Annotated in this window: 17 protein-coding genes; 4 read left to right on the forward strand and 13 right to left on the reverse strand. The window is 70.6% G+C overall.

What is annotated here, in order from left to right:
• Positions 1-6: 6 nt before the first annotated feature.
• The 3 genes from EUA94_RS01385 to EUA94_RS01395 form a co-directional block, all read right to left on the reverse strand.
• Positions 7-573 (reverse strand): TerD family protein, encoded by a 567-nt coding sequence (locus EUA94_RS01385; protein WP_129423938.1) that lies wholly within the window; start codon positions 571-573, stop codon positions 7-9.
• On the reverse strand, positions 566-1,309 hold the full coding sequence (locus tag EUA94_RS01390) for a hypothetical protein (protein WP_129423940.1): 744 nt from the start codon (positions 1,307-1,309) through the stop codon (positions 566-568). Before EUA94_RS01390 ends, EUA94_RS01385 begins: the two co-directional genes overlap by 8 nt.
• Before the next feature lie 84 nt (positions 1,310-1,393).
• A complete protein-coding gene (locus tag EUA94_RS01395; protein WP_129423942.1) occupies positions 1,394-3,121 on the reverse strand; it encodes a sulfatase-like hydrolase/transferase in 1,728 nt (575 codons plus the stop codon).
• A 183-nt stretch (positions 3,122-3,304) separates the two neighbouring features.
• On the opposite strand from EUA94_RS01395, the gene EUA94_RS01400 reads away from it, so the two are divergent.
• Entirely contained in the window at positions 3,305-4,189 is an 885-nt protein-coding gene (locus tag EUA94_RS01400) for a formylglycine-generating enzyme family protein (protein ID WP_207210356.1), read from the forward strand.
• Between the two features lie 16 nt (positions 4,190-4,205).
• Here the strand turns inward: EUA94_RS01400 and EUA94_RS01405 are convergent, their stop codons facing one another.
• The 3 genes from EUA94_RS01405 to EUA94_RS01415 form a co-directional block, all read right to left on the reverse strand.
• Positions 4,206-4,409, reverse strand: a complete 204-nt coding sequence (locus EUA94_RS01405) for a hypothetical protein (protein WP_242494610.1) — start codon at positions 4,407-4,409, stop codon at positions 4,206-4,208.
• 200 nt (positions 4,410-4,609) lie between these two features.
• Positions 4,610-5,053: a hypothetical protein gene (locus EUA94_RS01410; protein ID WP_129423948.1), complete on the reverse strand. Its 444-nt coding sequence runs from the start codon at positions 5,051-5,053 to the stop codon at positions 4,610-4,612.
• A 12-nt stretch (positions 5,054-5,065) separates the two neighbouring features.
• The gene (locus EUA94_RS01415) at positions 5,066-5,530 is read right to left on the reverse strand and encodes a DUF5709 domain-containing protein (RefSeq protein WP_129423950.1); all 465 of its coding nucleotides are present in this window, start codon (positions 5,528-5,530) and stop codon (positions 5,066-5,068) included.
• A gap of 64 nt (positions 5,531-5,594) precedes the next feature.
• On the opposite strand from EUA94_RS01415, the gene EUA94_RS01420 reads away from it, so the two are divergent.
• Positions 5,595-6,020 carry a P-loop nucleotide/nucleoside kinase family protein gene (locus EUA94_RS01420; protein WP_165356756.1) on the forward strand — a complete coding sequence of 142 codons (426 nt, stop codon included), beginning with the start codon at positions 5,595-5,597 and terminating at the stop codon, positions 6,018-6,020.
• A gap of 129 nt (positions 6,021-6,149) precedes the next feature.
• Here the strand turns inward: EUA94_RS01420 and EUA94_RS01425 are convergent, their stop codons facing one another.
• Together EUA94_RS01425 and paaK are read right to left on the reverse strand one after the other, a co-directional pair.
• Positions 6,150-8,264 carry a DEAD/DEAH box helicase gene (locus EUA94_RS01425; protein ID WP_129423954.1) on the reverse strand — a complete coding sequence of 705 codons (2,115 nt, stop codon included), beginning with the start codon at positions 8,262-8,264 and terminating at the stop codon, positions 6,150-6,152.
• A 198-nt stretch (positions 8,265-8,462) separates the two neighbouring features.
• Positions 8,463-9,770, reverse strand: coding sequence for a phenylacetate--CoA ligase PaaK (gene paaK / locus EUA94_RS01430; protein ID WP_129423956.1), 1,308 nt, complete (start codon positions 9,768-9,770; stop codon positions 8,463-8,465).
• 51 nt (positions 9,771-9,821) lie between these two features.
• Between paaK and EUA94_RS01435 the strand changes: the two genes are divergently transcribed.
• Both EUA94_RS01435 and EUA94_RS01440 read left to right on the forward strand, forming a co-directional pair.
• Positions 9,822-10,415, forward strand: a complete 594-nt coding sequence (locus EUA94_RS01435) for a TetR/AcrR family transcriptional regulator (protein WP_129423958.1) — start codon at positions 9,822-9,824, stop codon at positions 10,413-10,415.
• A 202-nt stretch (positions 10,416-10,617) separates the two neighbouring features.
• The gene (locus EUA94_RS01440) at positions 10,618-11,463 is read left to right on the forward strand and encodes a hypothetical protein (RefSeq protein WP_129423960.1); all 846 of its coding nucleotides are present in this window, start codon (positions 10,618-10,620) and stop codon (positions 11,461-11,463) included.
• Here EUA94_RS01440 and paaE read toward each other — a convergent pair.
• From paaE to paaA, 5 genes are read right to left on the reverse strand one after another with little or no spacing between them, the layout of a single operon-like run.
• Positions 11,460-12,527, reverse strand: coding sequence for a 1,2-phenylacetyl-CoA epoxidase subunit PaaE (gene paaE / locus EUA94_RS01445; RefSeq protein ID WP_129423962.1), 1,068 nt, complete (start codon positions 12,525-12,527; stop codon positions 11,460-11,462). The two genes, EUA94_RS01440 and paaE, sit on opposite strands and share 4 nt — an antisense overlap.
• A gap of 4 nt (positions 12,528-12,531) precedes the next feature.
• Positions 12,532-13,023 carry a 1,2-phenylacetyl-CoA epoxidase subunit PaaD gene (paaD, locus tag EUA94_RS01450; RefSeq protein WP_129423964.1) on the reverse strand — a complete coding sequence of 164 codons (492 nt, stop codon included), beginning with the start codon at positions 13,021-13,023 and terminating at the stop codon, positions 12,532-12,534.
• Positions 13,020-13,976, reverse strand: coding sequence for a 1,2-phenylacetyl-CoA epoxidase subunit PaaC (gene paaC / locus EUA94_RS01455; RefSeq protein WP_129423966.1), 957 nt, complete (start codon positions 13,974-13,976; stop codon positions 13,020-13,022). Before paaC ends, paaD begins: the two co-directional genes overlap by 4 nt.
• On the reverse strand, positions 13,976-14,269 hold the full coding sequence (paaB, locus tag EUA94_RS01460) for a 1,2-phenylacetyl-CoA epoxidase subunit PaaB (protein WP_129423968.1): 294 nt from the start codon (positions 14,267-14,269) through the stop codon (positions 13,976-13,978). The genes paaC and paaB overlap by 1 nt, the downstream gene beginning before the upstream one ends.
• Positions 14,266-15,213, reverse strand: a complete 948-nt coding sequence (gene paaA / locus EUA94_RS01465) for a 1,2-phenylacetyl-CoA epoxidase subunit PaaA (RefSeq protein WP_129423970.1) — start codon at positions 15,211-15,213, stop codon at positions 14,266-14,268. Before paaA ends, paaB begins: the two co-directional genes overlap by 4 nt.
• Positions 15,214-15,240 lie beyond the last annotated feature (27 nt).

The raw sequence follows: 15,240 nt of genomic DNA on the forward strand, positions 1-15,240 counted from the left end.
CGAGCCTCAGACGAAAGGCAGGAGTGCCTCGATCGAGTCCGTCGGGGTCTTCAGGGCGATGCCGGTGCCGATGGCGCCGAGCTTCCAGCCCGAGCCGTCACGGGACAGCTTCGCCATGACGAGCCCGGTCTCGCGAACCCCGAGGGTGATGGTGAAGCGGGCCAGCTCGGTGTCGTTGTCGTCGACGAGCCGGCAGTAGGCGTTGCGGATGTACTCGAGCGAGTGCCCCTGATAGCTGCTGACCAGGAACAGGATCGACTCGACCTTGGCGTAGACCCGGCTGAGGTCCACCGTGATCACCTCGTCGTCCCCGTCGCCCTTCCCGGTGGTGTTGTCGCCCAGGTGGACCACCGATCCGTCCCGGGTCGCGAGGTTGTTGAAGAACGCGAGGTCGAAGAGCTGGCCGCCGGCGAACTGCACGGCCGAGGCGTCGAGGTCGATGGGCGCTGCGCCGCTTCCGATGAAGCCGGCAGTCGGGGCGTGGTCCCAGCCGACCGCCATCTGCACCTTGGTCAGCGGCGTCCCGTCCACGGCGGTGAGGGTGATCTCCTGACCCGGGGTCAGCTCAATCATGGGTCGCTCCTCCGGTCGGCGATGCTCCCGAACGTACAGGGACCATCCCGTCAGCCGTACGAGCGCGCACCAGTCGTACGCCGGTCGCGAGCAGCCATACGAGCCAGGCGAAGTAGCCCGGCAGCCCCACGAACAGGAGCGGCGAGCCGTCCGCGATCGCGAGGTTGGCCGTCCCGGCGGCGATCAGCAGGCCTGCCCCGGCCACGCCGAGCAGACGCTGCCACGGCGGCGTCAGCAGGCTCGCGTGCGTCGCCAGCGCAGCGCCGATGAAGGTGGTGCCGAGCGCCGGCAACGCCAGCGCGAACGCTGCTGCATGCAGCTGCCAGGCGAGCTCGAGCTCCGGAGTGGGCACGACGAGCTCGCCGGCGGACAGCACGACACCGTTCCACAGGACGGCGTACAGCGCGAAGATCGCCGAGAGTGCCGCGCCTGCGGCCACCGCCAGGCGCGACCGGTCCGCGCCCGCACCCCCGCGGCGCTCGACGAGCCCGTGGAGGCCGGTCACGAACCCGAGCAGCAGCGGCAGGTTCAGCGCCTCCAGGCCGACGGCGATCGCGACCGCGCCCCGGTTCTCCGCGTGGAAGGCGAGGACCTCCGTGATCGGGTCCCCGTACGCCGGTGCTTCCGTCCACACCACCACCGCGTTCTGGATCACCAGCGACGCAGCCAACGCGATCGCCGTCGCTCCCACGACTCGTTCTCGGTGCGCTCGGGTCGGGGTCTGCAGTGATGTCATGGCTCCACGATCGAGCACTGCAGAGACGGGCGGATCGGCCTCTCGGCCGTGTTGCTCGGCCGAAAGGACGATCCGCCCCGCTCACTACGGCTTCGGCAGCACGAACGGCACCGGGTCGCCGGCCGCGATGGTGATCGTGTCGCCGCGGTGGCGGGTGACCTCACCGTCGGCGTACGTCTCGCCGGTGAAGTCCTCGATCACCCGCGTCGCCTGGCCGGCGCGGAGCGTGGCGAGCGGCGCGTCCGTCTCGTCGAGCCAGCCGATGAGCTGCTCGCCGAGCTGGTGGACGAGCCCCGGCTTCCGCGACGCGAGGTCGATCGTCTCGCCGATGTCCTGGGACAGGTCGTACAGCTCGAACGAACCGTCGGTGTACTCGTAGTAGAGCTTCCACTTGCCGTCGCGGACCATCGAGGCCGGACCCTGCACGCCGACGTAGCCCGGCAGGTGGTGGAAGTGCTCACGGTTGATCTTCGTGCCGTTGCTGAAGGCCGGCTTCAGGTCGATGCCGTCGAGCGGCACACCAGCCGGGAGCGTCGCCTGCGCGTAGGACGCGAGCGTCGTGTAGAGGTCGGTGCTGTTGATGATGGTCTCGTTGGGGCGACCACCACCGCGGACGAGCGCCGGGTTCTTGCTCCACACGATCCACGGCACGCGCACCCCGCCCTCGTACATCTGGCCCTTGTCCTCGCGGAGCGGCCCGTTGTACGCACCCGAGTTGATCGGGTCCTCCTCGCCACCGTTGTCGGAGGTGAAGATCACGAGCGTGTTGTCCGCGAGCGGCTTGCCACCGTTGCGCGGGTCCGGGGTCTCCTCGAGGTAGTCGATGATCCGGGCCACGGACTGGTCGACACCCTCGGTCAGCGCGCCGTACGACGGCTTGGCCGGCGCCTGGCCGGGCGTCTTGGCCTGGTACTTCGCCAGCAGGTCGGACCGCGCCTGGGCGTTGTTGACCGGAAAGTGCGGCGCGAACTCGCTCACCCACGCGAGGAACGGCTCGTCCTTGCTCCGGTCCATGAAGTCGAGCGCCGCGTCGGTCTGGGCGTCGGTCACGTGCTTGTCGGTGCCGACGAGGGCGTTGAGCTGCGCCTCGGTGACCCCGACGCTGTACGGCGCGATGTTCGCGTCGACGTAGTCCTGGGTGTAGTCGCCGGCGAACTGGTCCAGCGACGGGGAGACCGAGTCGTTGAACTGGTTGTTCGTCGCGAAGTAGTAGGTCGCGTGCGAGTTCTGGCTGCCGCCCCAGTTCTCGTCGAACCCGTGGCTCGCGACGATCTCGTCGGCCGAGCCCGCGACGTGGAACTTGCCGCTGTAGCCCGTGGTGTAGCCGGCGCCCTGCAGGGTCTCGCCCAGCGTCGTGTAGCCCACCGGGACGGCCGTCTTGCCGTCCTCGGCCAGCCGACCCTGGGTGACGCCGCGCAGCGGGGCGCTCGCCGGACCGGTGACGGCACCGACGGCGTAGACGTTGTTGGTCGGGCGGGTGGCGTACTGACCGGTGTGGAGCGCGGTCCGCGTCGGGCTGCACTGCACGGAGGCGTACGCCTCGGTGAAGACCTGGCCCTCCTCGGCGAGCTGGTCGATGCGCGGCGTCTCGTTGTAGTCGTTGCCGAAGCCGCCGTTGGTGAGACCGGTGCTCAGGTCGGCCCAGCCGAGGTCATCGGCCATGATGAAGACGAGGTTGGGACGGGGTGCGTCCATGGGCGCCGGGGCGGCACTCGCGGTGCTGGACGCGGACGTGCTGAGGGCGGGCGCGATGCTGGCCAGCGTGAGGACAGCCGGCGCAGCGATCGCCAGGAACAGGTTCCGAGATGGCATCGGGGGGTCTTCCTTCTCCAGAGTGGATGGACCACGAACTATCTACAGTTCGTGGGTTGACTTACTCTAGTCAGGTAGTTTGGAGACATGACGACCGACCACCACGCGGGCTCCTGCTGCGCTCCCGCGGTCGACCGGGCCGATGGGGCCGACGTGGCGACTCTGCCTCGCGGCGAGCGGAGCATGCGCGGCCAGGTGCGCATCCCCGCAGGCACGTTCTGGATGGGAGACAGCCACGGCGACGGGTACGTCGCCGACGGCGAGCGACCGGTCCACCAGGTGCGGTTGTCGTCCTATCTCATCGACGCGAAGGCCGTGACCAACGCGCAGTTCGCCGCCTTCGTGAAGGCGACGGCGTACGTCACCGACGCGGAGCGCGACGGCGTCTCCGCCGTCTTCCACCTCGCCGTCGACGCCGCTCCGGCCGACATCCTCCAGCGCGCTGCCGGCGTGCCGTGGTGGCTGGCGGTCCGCGGCGCCGACTGGCGGCACCCGGCCGGCCCGCGCTCGGGCATCGGTGACCTGCAGAACCACCCCGTCGTCCACGTCTCGTGGCTCGACGCCCAGGCGTACTGCCGCTGGGCCGGCAAGCGGCTGCCGACAGAGGCGGAGTGGGAGCACGCCGCCCGCGGCGGCCTCGACCGGGCCCGCTACCCCTGGGGCGACGCGCTCGGCACCGGTGGGCGGTGGCGCTGCAACATCTGGCAGGGCGAGTTCCCGCAGCGCAACACCCTCGACGACGGCTACCTCACGACGGCGCCGGTGACGGCGTTCCAGGCCAACGGGTACGGCCTCCTCAACGCCGTCGGCAACGTCTGGGAGTGGTGCCACGACGCCTTCCGCGAGACCGAGTACGCCGAGCGTGCGGGCGCGGAGCCCGTCGTAGACCCGGTCGCCGCGGAGTCGGCGGACGTGGACGACCGGCAGGTCCCTCGGGTCATGCGCGGAGGGTCCTACCTCTGCCACGACAGCTACTGCAACCGCTATCGGGTCGCCGCGCGCTCCTCGAACACGGCCGAGTCGTCCTCGGGCAACATCGGCTTCCGCTGCGCCAACGACGCGGCGTGACAGGTGTCAGCCGCGGTCAGCCACCGCTGCCGTTGCACGCCTGTCCGGGCGAGGGTAGGAACGCCTTGGCGCCCGCCTTCACGAACATGCCGTAGCTCTGGATGCCGTGGTAGCGGTCGACCCCGCCGGGGCTCTGGTTGCCGCGTACGGCCAGCAGGTCGTCGTCGAAGCCCTCGGGGTTGCCCTCGAGGGAGTCCAACGTGTCCAGGCCGGAGAACACGCACTCTAGTCCCGCCGCTACGGCGGACACACTGATCCAACGCTTCATGACGTGATCTCCCTCGGTTCGACAACCGGCAGAGTGTCCACCGATACGGACGAGCCGGTACGAACATCGTCGACCGGCCGACGACGTGCCGCTACCTGCCGATCTCACTGGTTCGACTCACATTCGACTCGAGGTCGATGTCCCGGCGACCCCTAGACGTCCGTCCCGGGAGACTCGGGCTCGGTGCCGACGGGCGAGCACTGGCCGAGCGTGATCGCCTTGTACTTCGCGAACTGACGCGAGGAACGGGCGGCCTCGGGGTAGCGCTCCGCATCGAGCTCGGCGTAGTAGCGCACGGCCTCGACGAGATCGCCCGCCAGCGCCGAGCCGTCGTCCTGGTCCTCGGCCAACGGGACGGCGGCCACGAAGTGCTCGACCGTCCCGGCGTAGTCACCGTCGTTGAAGGCCGCGATCCCGGTCCGTACCTCCTCGCACGCCTCGCTGTCGACGACGGGGACGTCCGTGTCGGGCGTCGCGGCGCTCGACTGGTCGTCCGTCTCCGGCGGGTCGGTGCTGTCGCCGCTGCCGCCGCTGGAGCAACCGCCCGTGAGCGCGACGACCACGGCGGTCGCGGTCGCCACCACGAAGGACCTCATCTACCCGAGACCTCAGCCCTCGAAGGGCTCCGGCTCGGGCTCGCGCGTGACGTGCATCGCGGCCTCCTCGGCCGAGGCGCCGGCGCCGTCGATCCCCACGTCGTGGGCCAGCTCCTGCTTGTCGACGTCCTCGCCGAGGCCCTCGTCGGGCGCCACGAGCCTCCCGGTGCGCTCGTCAGCCTCGTCGAGGCCGAGCTGCTCGTCCAGGGCGTTCTCGTCCTCGTGGTCCGACTCCTCGACCTCGGCGTACGGGTCGATGTCGGGCTCCTCCTCGGCGAGCTTCTCGTCGAGGGACTCTCCCTGGAGGCGCTCGGCCTCGGTCGGGTAGTCGTCGTAGCCCTTCGGCGGGCGGTCCGGCGGCGAGTAGCCGCGGTCGAGCACGTCGTCGACGTCGCCGTCGTCGAGGGTGTCACCCGGCTGCAGCTGGTCCTCGTCGTCGACGGACTGGTCGCCGTAGTTCTCGCGGTCTTCGCTCATGCCATCAGTCGTACGCGGTCGAGTGCCCGCGGACAACCCCCGAAAGGCGAACTATGGTCGTGGCGTGCTCGTGCAGATGTCCGGGATCCCCGGGACCGGGAAGTCGACGCTGGCAGCGCGACTCGGCGAGAGGCTCGGGTACGTCGTGCTCGACACCGACGTGGTCAAGAGCGCACTGCTGCGGAGCGGCATACCGCTCGAGCAGTCCGGGCGGGCGACTTACGCCGCAACCCTCGACGTGGCCGCTCACCTCCTCGCCCAGGGCCAATCGGTCATCCTGGACTCGCCGTGCCGGTATCCCGAGCTGCTCGACGCCGGGCAGCAGAGGCCGCCCTCGATGCCGGAGTGCCCTACCGGCTCATCGAGCTCTGGGTCGACGATGTCGCACTGGTGCTTCCCCGCCAGGATGCTCGGACGCCTCGGCTCTCCCAGGTCGCATCCGCCTCGCGGCCACCCGAGGGGAGGGAGTGGGAGACGGGCACGAACCTGACCCATGCGATCGAGTTCCTGTCGCGGCCGGCTGACTCAGCTTCGCCAAAGTAGGCAGTTCGAGAACCTGCGCTCACCCGTCACGCTGAGCGGGCAAGCCAACCGTACGAACTGCCTGCTGTAGTGCTGCTCAGCCGAGCTCGCGCTCCAGGGCGTCGGTCAGCAGCGTGACCAGGGCCTCGGTCTGGATGTTGGCCGACGACGAGACCTCCTCGTCGGAGCCGTCGAGGGCGCGCGCGGCCAGGCCGGCCTTGGAGTCGATGAGCTCCGCGATCCGGGTGTCGATCGTCTGGGCGGCGATGATCCGCCACGCCGTGACCGGGTCGCTCTGGCCGATGCGGTGCACACGGTCGATCGCCTGCGTCTGCTCGGCGTCGGTCCAGGACAGCTCGGCGAGCACGACGTTGGACGCGACCTGGAGGTTCACGCCGACGCCGGCCGCGGCGAGGGAGCAGACCACGACCGCGACGTCGGGGTCGTTGACGAAGGAGGTGATCGCCTTCTCGCGGGCCTTGGGCGTCTGGTCGCCGCGGATCGAGACGTGCTTGAGGCCACGCTTGGTGAAGGTGTCCTCGGCGATGTCCATGACGTCGACGTGGCGGGCGAAGAAGACCACCTTGCCGACGTTGCGCGCCAGCTGGGCGGCGTAGTCGGCGGACAGGCCGGCCTTGGCGCGGCCGATGCGGCGGAACATCGAGAAGACGTTCTCCCCCGACGTGCCGGTGTCCATCTCCTCGCGCTCCCACGTCGCGACGCGGCGTACGAGATCGTGGTCGATCCCGTCGACGACGGAGCCCGTACGACGGGTCTCGAGCGCCGCCTTGTAGCGCTGGACGAGCCGACGCGCGAGCTCCCTCTCCGCCGAGCGGATCGAGCGGGCGTCCTCGTCGTCGAGCTCGACGGGGATGTCGGCGATCCGGCGAGCCGGGATGTCGGCGGCGACGTCGACCTTGCGACGCCGCACGATGCCCATGTCGATCACGGCCTTGCGCGCGGCGGGGTAGAACGAGTGATCGGCCGGCGTCAGGTCGGACTCCTCCAGCGACTCCATCAGGCGGGTCGTCGGCATGGTGTCGTCGATCCAGCCGAGGAACTGCCAGATCGCGCGGAAGTCCTCGATGTCGTTGATCAGCGGCGTGCCGGTCAGCGCCATCAGCAGCGGTCGGGCGGTGCGCGCGCGCAGCCGCTCGGAGAGCTCGAGCACGTGGCGCGAGCGCTGCGATGTCTTGTTCTTGATGAAGTGGGCCTCGTCGACGACCATGCTCTTGAAACCGAAGCTGCCGAGCCAGCCGACGTGCCGGTCGAGGATCTCGTAGTTGACGATGATGACGTCGGCGAAGGCGTCGACCTGGCCACCGTCGCCGTGGATGACGGTCGCGCGGCGGCGCGGGGTCCAGCGCTCGGTCTCGCGGGCCCAGTTGGTCTTGACGACGTTGGGGCACACGACGAGCAGCGGGAAGGCGTCGGCGGCCTGCGCGGCGAGCAGCGCCTGGGCGGTCTTGCCGAGGCCGGGCTCGTCGGCCAGCAGGAAGGTGCGGTGGCCCTCGGCGGCCGAGGCGATCATCGCCGCCTGGTGCGGCATCAGCTCGAGGCTCCCGGGGGCGTCCAGCGACGTGGGCTCGGGCAGCTCCATGCACGACGAGGCGCCGCCGAGCTCGAACGAGCGGAACAGGGGGCCGAGGAGCTCCCACGTCGACAGCCGGCCGTGCACGCGGCGGCGCTCGCGGCCGATCTCGAAGTCGGGGACCAGGAACGGGTTGGCCAGCTGGTGCTGCGCCACGGACTGCGGGATCACGCGCCGCTCGCCGACGCCGGGGCCGGACTCGTCCTCGGGCTTGGGCTCCTCGACCACAGGCTCGACGCCAGCCTTGCGCAGCATCTCCACGCGCAGGTCACGGGCGCTCTCCGTAACGACGGATTCCTCGGACAGCAGGGCGAAGAGGGACGGGTCGCGGGTCGCGGTCTTGGCGAGGATCGTCGCGATGCCGTCGAGGCGCTTGAGCTCGTCGGCCTTCTGCGGGTCGGTCAGCTCGGTCGAGGCGCGTACGTCGCCGCGGTGCTCGCGCACGAGCAGGGCGACGACCTGGAAGCGCACCCGCTGGCCGGGCGCGAGCGGGCCGCGCTGCACGGCGGACTCGAGCTCGCGGACGGCTCGCGCCAGGACGGGGACGATGCCCTCGTTGTCCTTGTGGCGGGCGTGCGCAGGGGTGCGGCGAGTGCCGCGTTGACGCTGGCGCTGGGCCAAGGTGTCCTCCCGGGACGGAGTACGCGTCGTGGAGCAGGCGAGCCGGGCTGCCTCGGCCTGCACGCCACGGCGTGGAGGTGTGGAACGACGCGTCGTGGTCGTGGCCGGTGGATCAAGGGTGATCAGTGCGGCACGGCGTCGGGACGCTGCATCCACTGTAACCCCCGAGTGGCGGCCACCGGTAAACAACCCGCAGGTTCAGCGCGGCGGGCGGTGGTCGACGATGCGGCGCATCTTGCCGACGGACCGCTCGATGGAGGCCACGTCGACGACCTCGACCCCGACGCTCACGCCGATCCGGTCCTTGATCCGCTGGGTCAGCTCGGCCTGGGCCGCGGCCGCCTCCTCGGGCGACGTACGGTCGCGGCGCTCGACGTGGACCGTCAGGGTGTCGAGGTTGCCGCTGCGGTCGAGGTGGCACTGGAAGTGCGGCGACAGCGCGGGCAGGCCGAGGACGATCTCCTCGATCTGGGTCGGGAAGAGGTTCACCCCGCGCAGGATGATCATGTCGTCGGTGCGGCCGGTGATCTTCTCCATCCGGCGCATGCTTCGGGCGGTCCCCGGCAGCAGCCGGGAGAGGTCGCGGGTGCGGTAGCGGATGACCGGCATCGCCTGCTTGGTCAGCGTCGTGAAGACGAGCTCGCCCTCCTCGCCGTCGGGCAGTACCTCGCCGGTCACGGGGTCGATGACCTCGGGGTAGAAGTGGTCCTCCCAGACGTGCAGGCCGTCCTTGGTCTCCACGCACTCGCTCGCGACGCCGGGCCCGATCACCTCGGACAGGCCATAGATGTCGACCGCGTGCATGTCCATCCGCTCCTCGACCTCGCGGCGCATGTCGTTGGTCCACGGCTCGGCGCCGAAGATGCCGACCTTGAGCGACGTCGAGCGCGGGTCGACGCCCTGCGCCTCGAGCTCGTCGATGATCGAGAGCATGTAGGACGGCGTCACCATGATGATGTCAGGCTCGAAGTCGAGGATCAGCTGCACCTGCCGCTGCGTCATCCCGCCCGAGACCGGCACGACCGTGCAGCCCAGGCGCTCGGCGCCCGCGTGCGCACCCAGGCCGCCGGTGAACAGGCCGTACCCGTAGGCGTTGTGCAGGATCATCCCGCGCCGCCCGCCCGCAGCCCGGATCGAGCGGGCGACCACGTCGGCCCACATGTCGAGGTCGTCGCGGGTGTAGCCGACGACGGTCGGCTTGCCGGTCGTACCGCTCGACGCGTGGAGGCGTACGACGTCCTCGCGGGGCACCGCGAACATCCCGAACGGGTAGTTGTCGCGCAGCGTCGCCTTGGTCGTGAACGGCAGCCGCGCGAGGTCGGCCAGCGAGGCGATGTCGTCGGGGTGGACCGAAGCCTCGTCGAACGCCTGCCGGTAGTGGTCGACGTGGTCGTAGGCGTGGCGCACCGACCACTGCAGCCGCGCGAGCTGCAGCGCACGCAGCTCCTCGACGGGAGCAGTCTCGACCGGGTCCAGGTCGCCGGGCCGGGGGCTGAGGTCGTGCACGGTGTGTCCTTTGATCGGTGGCCGGGTGGTCGGTCGTGAGAACGTTCATCCATGTCAGAGCGCGTACGTCGCGGCCGGCCGGGCCACGACCAGCAGTCCGTCCTCCGGGTCGCGATCGAGCTCTTCAACCGACAAGGCTACGACGCCACGAGCATGGGCGACCTGGCCCGCGAGCTCGGCCTGACCAAGTCGGCGATCTACCACCACGTGCCGAGCAAGGAGCACCTCCTCGAGCGGGCGCTGGACGAGGCCCTGGACGAGCTCACTGCCGCGCTGGACGCCGTACGTGCCGACGCCTCGGCCACCCCCGAGCAGCGGCTGCGCTCCGCCGTCCGGAGCAGCGTGGTGGTCCTCGCCGGGCACCTGCCGGCAGTGACCCTGCTGCTGCGGGTCCGCGGCAACACCCCCGCCGAGAAGACGGCCCTCGCGCGTCGCCGCGAGATCGACCACCGGCTGGCCGAGATGGTCCGCGAGGCCGCCGACGCCGGCGCCATCCGCGACGACGTCGACCCCCTGCTGACCAGCCGGCTGCTCTTCGGGATGGTGAACTCGATGACCGAGTGGCTGCGGCCCGAGACCGATGTCGAGCAGCTGGCGGACACCGTGACTACCCTTGCTTTCGACGGACTGATGCGGCACGACTGAACGACTCGGGGGACGACGGGGTGAGACGCAGCCATGCCCTGCTCACCGGGCTGCTGACGGCGGTGACGATGGCACTGACCGGCCTGTCCGTCGTCGCGGCCCCGCCCGCGGTCGCCGCCGACACGTTCCAGGGCAACGTGGAGGAGATCGTGTCGCCGCGCCGGGCCAGGTCCGCGTCGCCGGCTGGATGTTCGACGACGACGTGCCGACCACTTCGATCAGCTATCACGTCTACGTCGGGGGCGGCCCCGGGGACCCGAACGCCATCGGCTTCAACATGGGGCTGGCCGCCGTCCAGCGCGACGACGTGGCCCGCAACTACCCGCACGCCGGTCCCTTCCACGGCTTCGGCGGCACGGTCGAGGTCCCGCTGCGAGGCAGCCAGCCGGTCTACGTGTTCGCCATCAACGGCGGTGGCCCGACCGACGTCAACCAGCTCATGGGTGCCGGGACGGTCAACATCTCGAACCCGTTGCCCGAGACCACGATCACCTCTGGACCACCCGCGCAGGGCACCAGCCCCACCGTGAGGTTCGGATTCACCGCCAACGAGGCGAGCACCTTCCTGTGCCGCATCGACCAGGCGGCGTGGTCGGCCTGCTCGAGCCCGTACGTCACGACTGTCTCCACCTACGGACCCCACTCGTTCCAGGTCTACGCCACAGACACCGAGGGGGCGGCCGACCCGAGCCCGGCGTCGTACGCCTTCACCGTCGCCGCGCCACCGCCTCCGCCAGCGCCCCCGCCGGTCGTCGACCCCACTCCCCCACCGCCGCCACCACCCACGCCGACCATCACCCTCGAGCTGAGGGCGGTGAAGAAGAAGTCGCGACTGCGGGTCGACATCGGACCGGACCTCGATCCGTCGAACTACCGCTTCACTGTCCAGCGCCGCGCCGACGGCAGGTGGCGGACCGTGAAGCGGACGCAGACCCTCGGCGCGCAGGACGTCTCGATCATCAACCTGCCGAGCGGGCGCTACCGCGTCGTGGTGCCGCGCCAGCACGACCTGGCCGGCACGCGCGCCGAGGCGCGGCTGCGCCGCTAGGCGTCGAAGTCGACGGTGACCGCGTCGCTGACGGGGTACGTCTGGCAGGTCAGCACGAACTGCTGCTCGACCTCGGCGGGCTCGAGGGCGTAGTTGCGCACCATCTCGACCTCGCCGTCGACGACCTTCGCCCGGCAGGTGCCGCAGACGCCGCCCTTGCACGCGAACGGCAGGTCGCTGCGCACGGCCTGCGCGGAGTCGAGCACCGTCGTGTCGCGCGCCATCGGCGTGGTCGTCGTACGTCCGTCGAGCACGACGGTGACCTCGCTCGTGACGCCCTCGACCACCCGGTCGGCGTGCCGCAGCGTCGGCGGCGGCTCGTCGACGAAGAACAGCTCGAAGTGGACCTTCTCCTGCGCGACGCCGAGCTCCTCGAGCACCGTACGGGCATCCTGGATGAGTCCCAGCGGACCGCACAGCCACACGTGGTCGATCGCGGCGAGCGGCACCTTGATCGGCAGCAGCCGGCGGAGCCGATCGGCGTCGAGCCGGCCGGAGAACAGCTCGACGTCACGCGGCTCGCGGGAGAGCACGTGGACCAGGTCGAAGCGCGGCCCGTGCAGGTTCTTGAGGTCGCCGAGCTCCTCGGCGAACATCACCGACGTCGTCTCGCGGTTGCCGTAGAGCATCGTGACGGTGCTGGCGGGGTTGGCGAGCACCGAGGCGGCGATCGACAGCATCGGCGTGATCCCGGAGCCCGCGGCGATGCAGAGGTGCCGGCCGGGGCTGCCCGGGTCGGCGCGGAAGCTGCCGGAGGGCTCGGCCACCTCGACGGTCTCCCCTGGCTCGACCTGGTGGATCAGCCACGAGGAGAACATCCCGTCGGGGATCTCGCGTACGCCGATGCGTGGGGCGGCGCCGGCGGGTGCGCAGATCGAGTACGTGCGGCGGTGCTCCACGCCGTCGACGACCCGGCGCAGGGTCAGCGACTCCCCCGGCTCGAAGTCGAAGAGCTCGCGCAGGTCGTCGGGCACGTCGAAGGTGACGGCGGCCGAGTCGTCGGTCAGCGGCTCGACGTCGCGCACGGTGAGCCGGTGGAAGGCCTGACCTTGACGGGGTGCCACGGCCTCAGATCTCCTTGACGTGGTCGAAGGGCTCGAGGCAGTCGCAGCAGCGGTACTGCGCCTTGCAGGCCGTCGAGCCGAACTCCGAGACCAGCTCGGTCGCGGGCGAGCCGCACTGCGGGCAGCGCACCTGCCGAGCGGTGGGGCTGAGGGTCAGCGGGATCGGGCCCGTGGTCGACGGCGCGGGGCCGGGCGGCGAGATGCCGGCGGCGGCCAGTGCGGCACGGCCCGTCGGCGTGATCCAGTCGGTCGTCCAGGGCGGGTCGAGGCTGACGCGCACCTCGACGCGGTCGAACCCGGCGCCGCTCAGCTCGCGTACGAGGTCGTCGCGCATCGCCGCCATCGCAGGGCAGCCGGAGTACGTCGGGGTGATGTCGACGACCACGTGGGAGCTGCCGACCACCTCGACGTCGCGCAGCACGCCCAGGTCGGCGAGCGACAGCATCGGCAGCTCGGGGTCGGTGACCCGCTCGGCGATCCTCCTCGCGCGATTCACCACTGCCCCCGCAGGTGCGCGCGGGCCACGGACTGCATCTCGGCGAGCATCCGGCTCAGCGGCTCACCGTGCATGCCGTCGCGGCCGGTCTTGCCGAGCACGCCCGAGCGGCGCGGTGCCTGCGACGGCTCGACGTCCGCCGCGGTGAAGACCTGGTCGAGGACCGCCTCGGCCGCCTCACGCACCGACGCCGGGTCGACCCCGACGCCCGCCTCGGCAGCGGCCGCCTCGACCGGGTGGGTGTCGAACAACTCGGGCCACAGCGGCCAGAGGCTGTCGAGCGCAGTGATCAGCCGGGTGCGGGACTCGTCGGTCCCACGTGCCAGCGTGACGAACCACCGCGCGGCGTAGTCGCGGTGGTAGGCCAGCTCCTTGACGCCCTTGGCGGCGACGGCGGACAGCACGTGGTCCCGGCTCTCGCGGAGCTTCTCGAAGGTGGCGAGGCGCCAGACCGAGAAGAGCAGCACGCGCACGGTGGCCTCGGCGAAGTCGCCGTTGACGACCTCGGCGAAGCGGACGTTGCGGAACTCGTGGGCCTCGCGGAAGAAGGCCAGCGCGTCCTCGGGCGGCGCGGGCGAGCCCTCGGGGAGTGGGGGGACGGCGGACTCGTCGGCCTTGGCGGCCCGCGCGAGCAGCAGCCGCGCCTGGCCGAGCAGGTCGAGCGCGATGTTGGACAGCGCGATGTCGTCCTCGAGGTCGGGCGCGTTGCTCGTCCATTCCGCGATGCGGTGCGACATGACGAGCGAGTCGTCGCCCAGCATCAGGGCGTACGTCGACAGGGTGACCGCGTCGACGCCCTCGGGGATGGTCGTGTCGACTCCCGCGAGCGGGTCCTCGCCAAATCCAATTGACTCAGTGGCGGTGCCGAAGGCCCAGTGGGCGTCGTTGACGAGCAGGCCGCTGTAGGCGCTGTCGTGCTCGTCCTCGGGAGAGGTGTGGATGTGGTCAGCCATCACATGTGAGGAACGTTGTCGGGGATGTCGTAGAACGTCGGGTGGCGGTAGACCTTGTCGCCGCTCGGCGCGAACATCGGGTCCTTCTCGTCGGGGCTCGACGCGGTGATCGCGTCGGCGCGCACCACCCAGATGCTCACGCCCTCGTTGCGGCGGGTGTAGACGTCGCGGGCGTGCAGCAACGCCATCCGGTCGTCGGCCGCGTGCAGCGAACCGACGTGCACGTGGTTGAGCCCGCGCTTGCCGCGCACGAACACCTCGTAGAGCGGCCACTCGGGCTCGACGGTGCTCACGACGCGGCCTGCTTCGCGGCGTACGCCGTCGCGGCCTCGCGCACCCAGGCGCCGTCCTCGTGGGCGCGGCGCCGGTGGGCCATCCGCTGGGCGTTGCAGGGACCGTTGCCCTTCACGCCCTCCATGAACTCCTCCCAATCGGGCTGGCCGAAGTCGTGGTGGCCGCGCTCCTCGTTCCAGATCAGCTCGGGGTCGGGCAGGGTCACGCCCAGGGCCTCGGCCTGAGGCACGGACATGTCGACGAACTTCTGGCGCAGCTCGTCGTTGGTGTTGCGCTTGATGCCCCACGCCATCGACTGAGCGGTGTTGGGCGAGTCGGCGTCGGGCGGGCCGAACATCATCAGCGCCGGCCACCAGAACCGGTTCACCGACTCCTGCACCATCGCGCGCTGCTCGTCGGTGCCGCGCATCATCGTGGCAAGGAGCTCGTAGCCCTGGCGCTGGTGGAAGGACTCCTCCTTGCACACCCGGATCATCGCGCGGCCGTACGGCCCGTAGGACGTGCGGCACAGCGGCACCTGGTTGCAGATCGCGGCGCCGTCGACCAGCCAGCCGATCGTGCCGACGTCGGCGTACGACAGCGTCGGGTAGTTGAAGATCGAGGAGTACTTCTGGCGCCCCGAGATCAGCATCTCGGTCAGCTCGAGGCGGGAGACGCCGAGCGTCTCGGCCGCTGAGTAGAGGTAGAGGCCATGCCCGGCCTCGTCCTGCACCTTGGCGAGCAGGATCGCCTTGCGGCGCAGGCTGGGCGCGCGGCTGATCCAGTTGCCCTCGGGCTGCATGCCGATGATCTCGCTGTGGGCGTGCTGCGCGATCTGCCGCACGAGGGTCTTGCGATAGCCCTCGGGCATCCAGTCGCGCGGCTCGATGCGGTCGTTGCGCGCGATCGTCGCCTCGAAGTGGCGCTCGAGCACGTCGTCGGGAGCATGGTCCGTGAGCGTCATCTGGCCTCACTCGTTCGGTGGAGTGAC

Origin of the sequence: Nocardioides zhouii, from assembly GCF_004137345.1 — a bacterium.
GTDB classification, from domain to species: domain Bacteria; phylum Actinomycetota; class Actinomycetes; order Propionibacteriales; family Nocardioidaceae; genus Nocardioides; species Nocardioides zhouii.

Coding starts and splice junctions, on each gene's coding strand:
- EUA94_RS01390 (WP_129423940.1), bottom strand. CDS start 1,309: ATGACATCACTGCAGACCCCGACCCGAGCGCACCGAGAACGAGTCGTG.
- paaC (WP_129423966.1), bottom strand. CDS start 13,976: ATGGCTGACCACATCCACACCTCTCCCGAGGACGAGCACGACAGCGCC.
- EUA94_RS01400 (WP_207210356.1), top strand. CDS start 3,305: ATGCGCGGCCAGGTGCGCATCCCCGCAGGCACGTTCTGGATGGGAGAC.
- EUA94_RS01385 (WP_129423938.1), bottom strand. CDS start 573: ATGATTGAGCTGACCCCGGGTCAGGAGATCACCCTCACCGCCGTGGAC.
- EUA94_RS01415 (WP_129423950.1), bottom strand. CDS start 5,530: ATGAGCGAAGACCGCGAGAACTACGGCGACCAGTCCGTCGACGACGAG.
- EUA94_RS01435 (WP_129423958.1), top strand. CDS start 9,822: ATGTCAGAGCGCGTACGTCGCGGCCGGCCGGGCCACGACCAGCAGTCC.
- EUA94_RS01410 (WP_129423948.1), bottom strand. CDS start 5,053: ATGAGGTCCTTCGTGGTGGCGACCGCGACCGCCGTGGTCGTCGCGCTC.
- EUA94_RS01395 (WP_129423942.1), bottom strand. CDS start 3,121: ATGCCATCTCGGAACCTGTTCCTGGCGATCGCTGCGCCGGCTGTCCTC.
- paaA (WP_129423970.1), bottom strand. CDS start 15,213: ATGACGCTCACGGACCATGCTCCCGACGACGTGCTCGAGCGCCACTTC.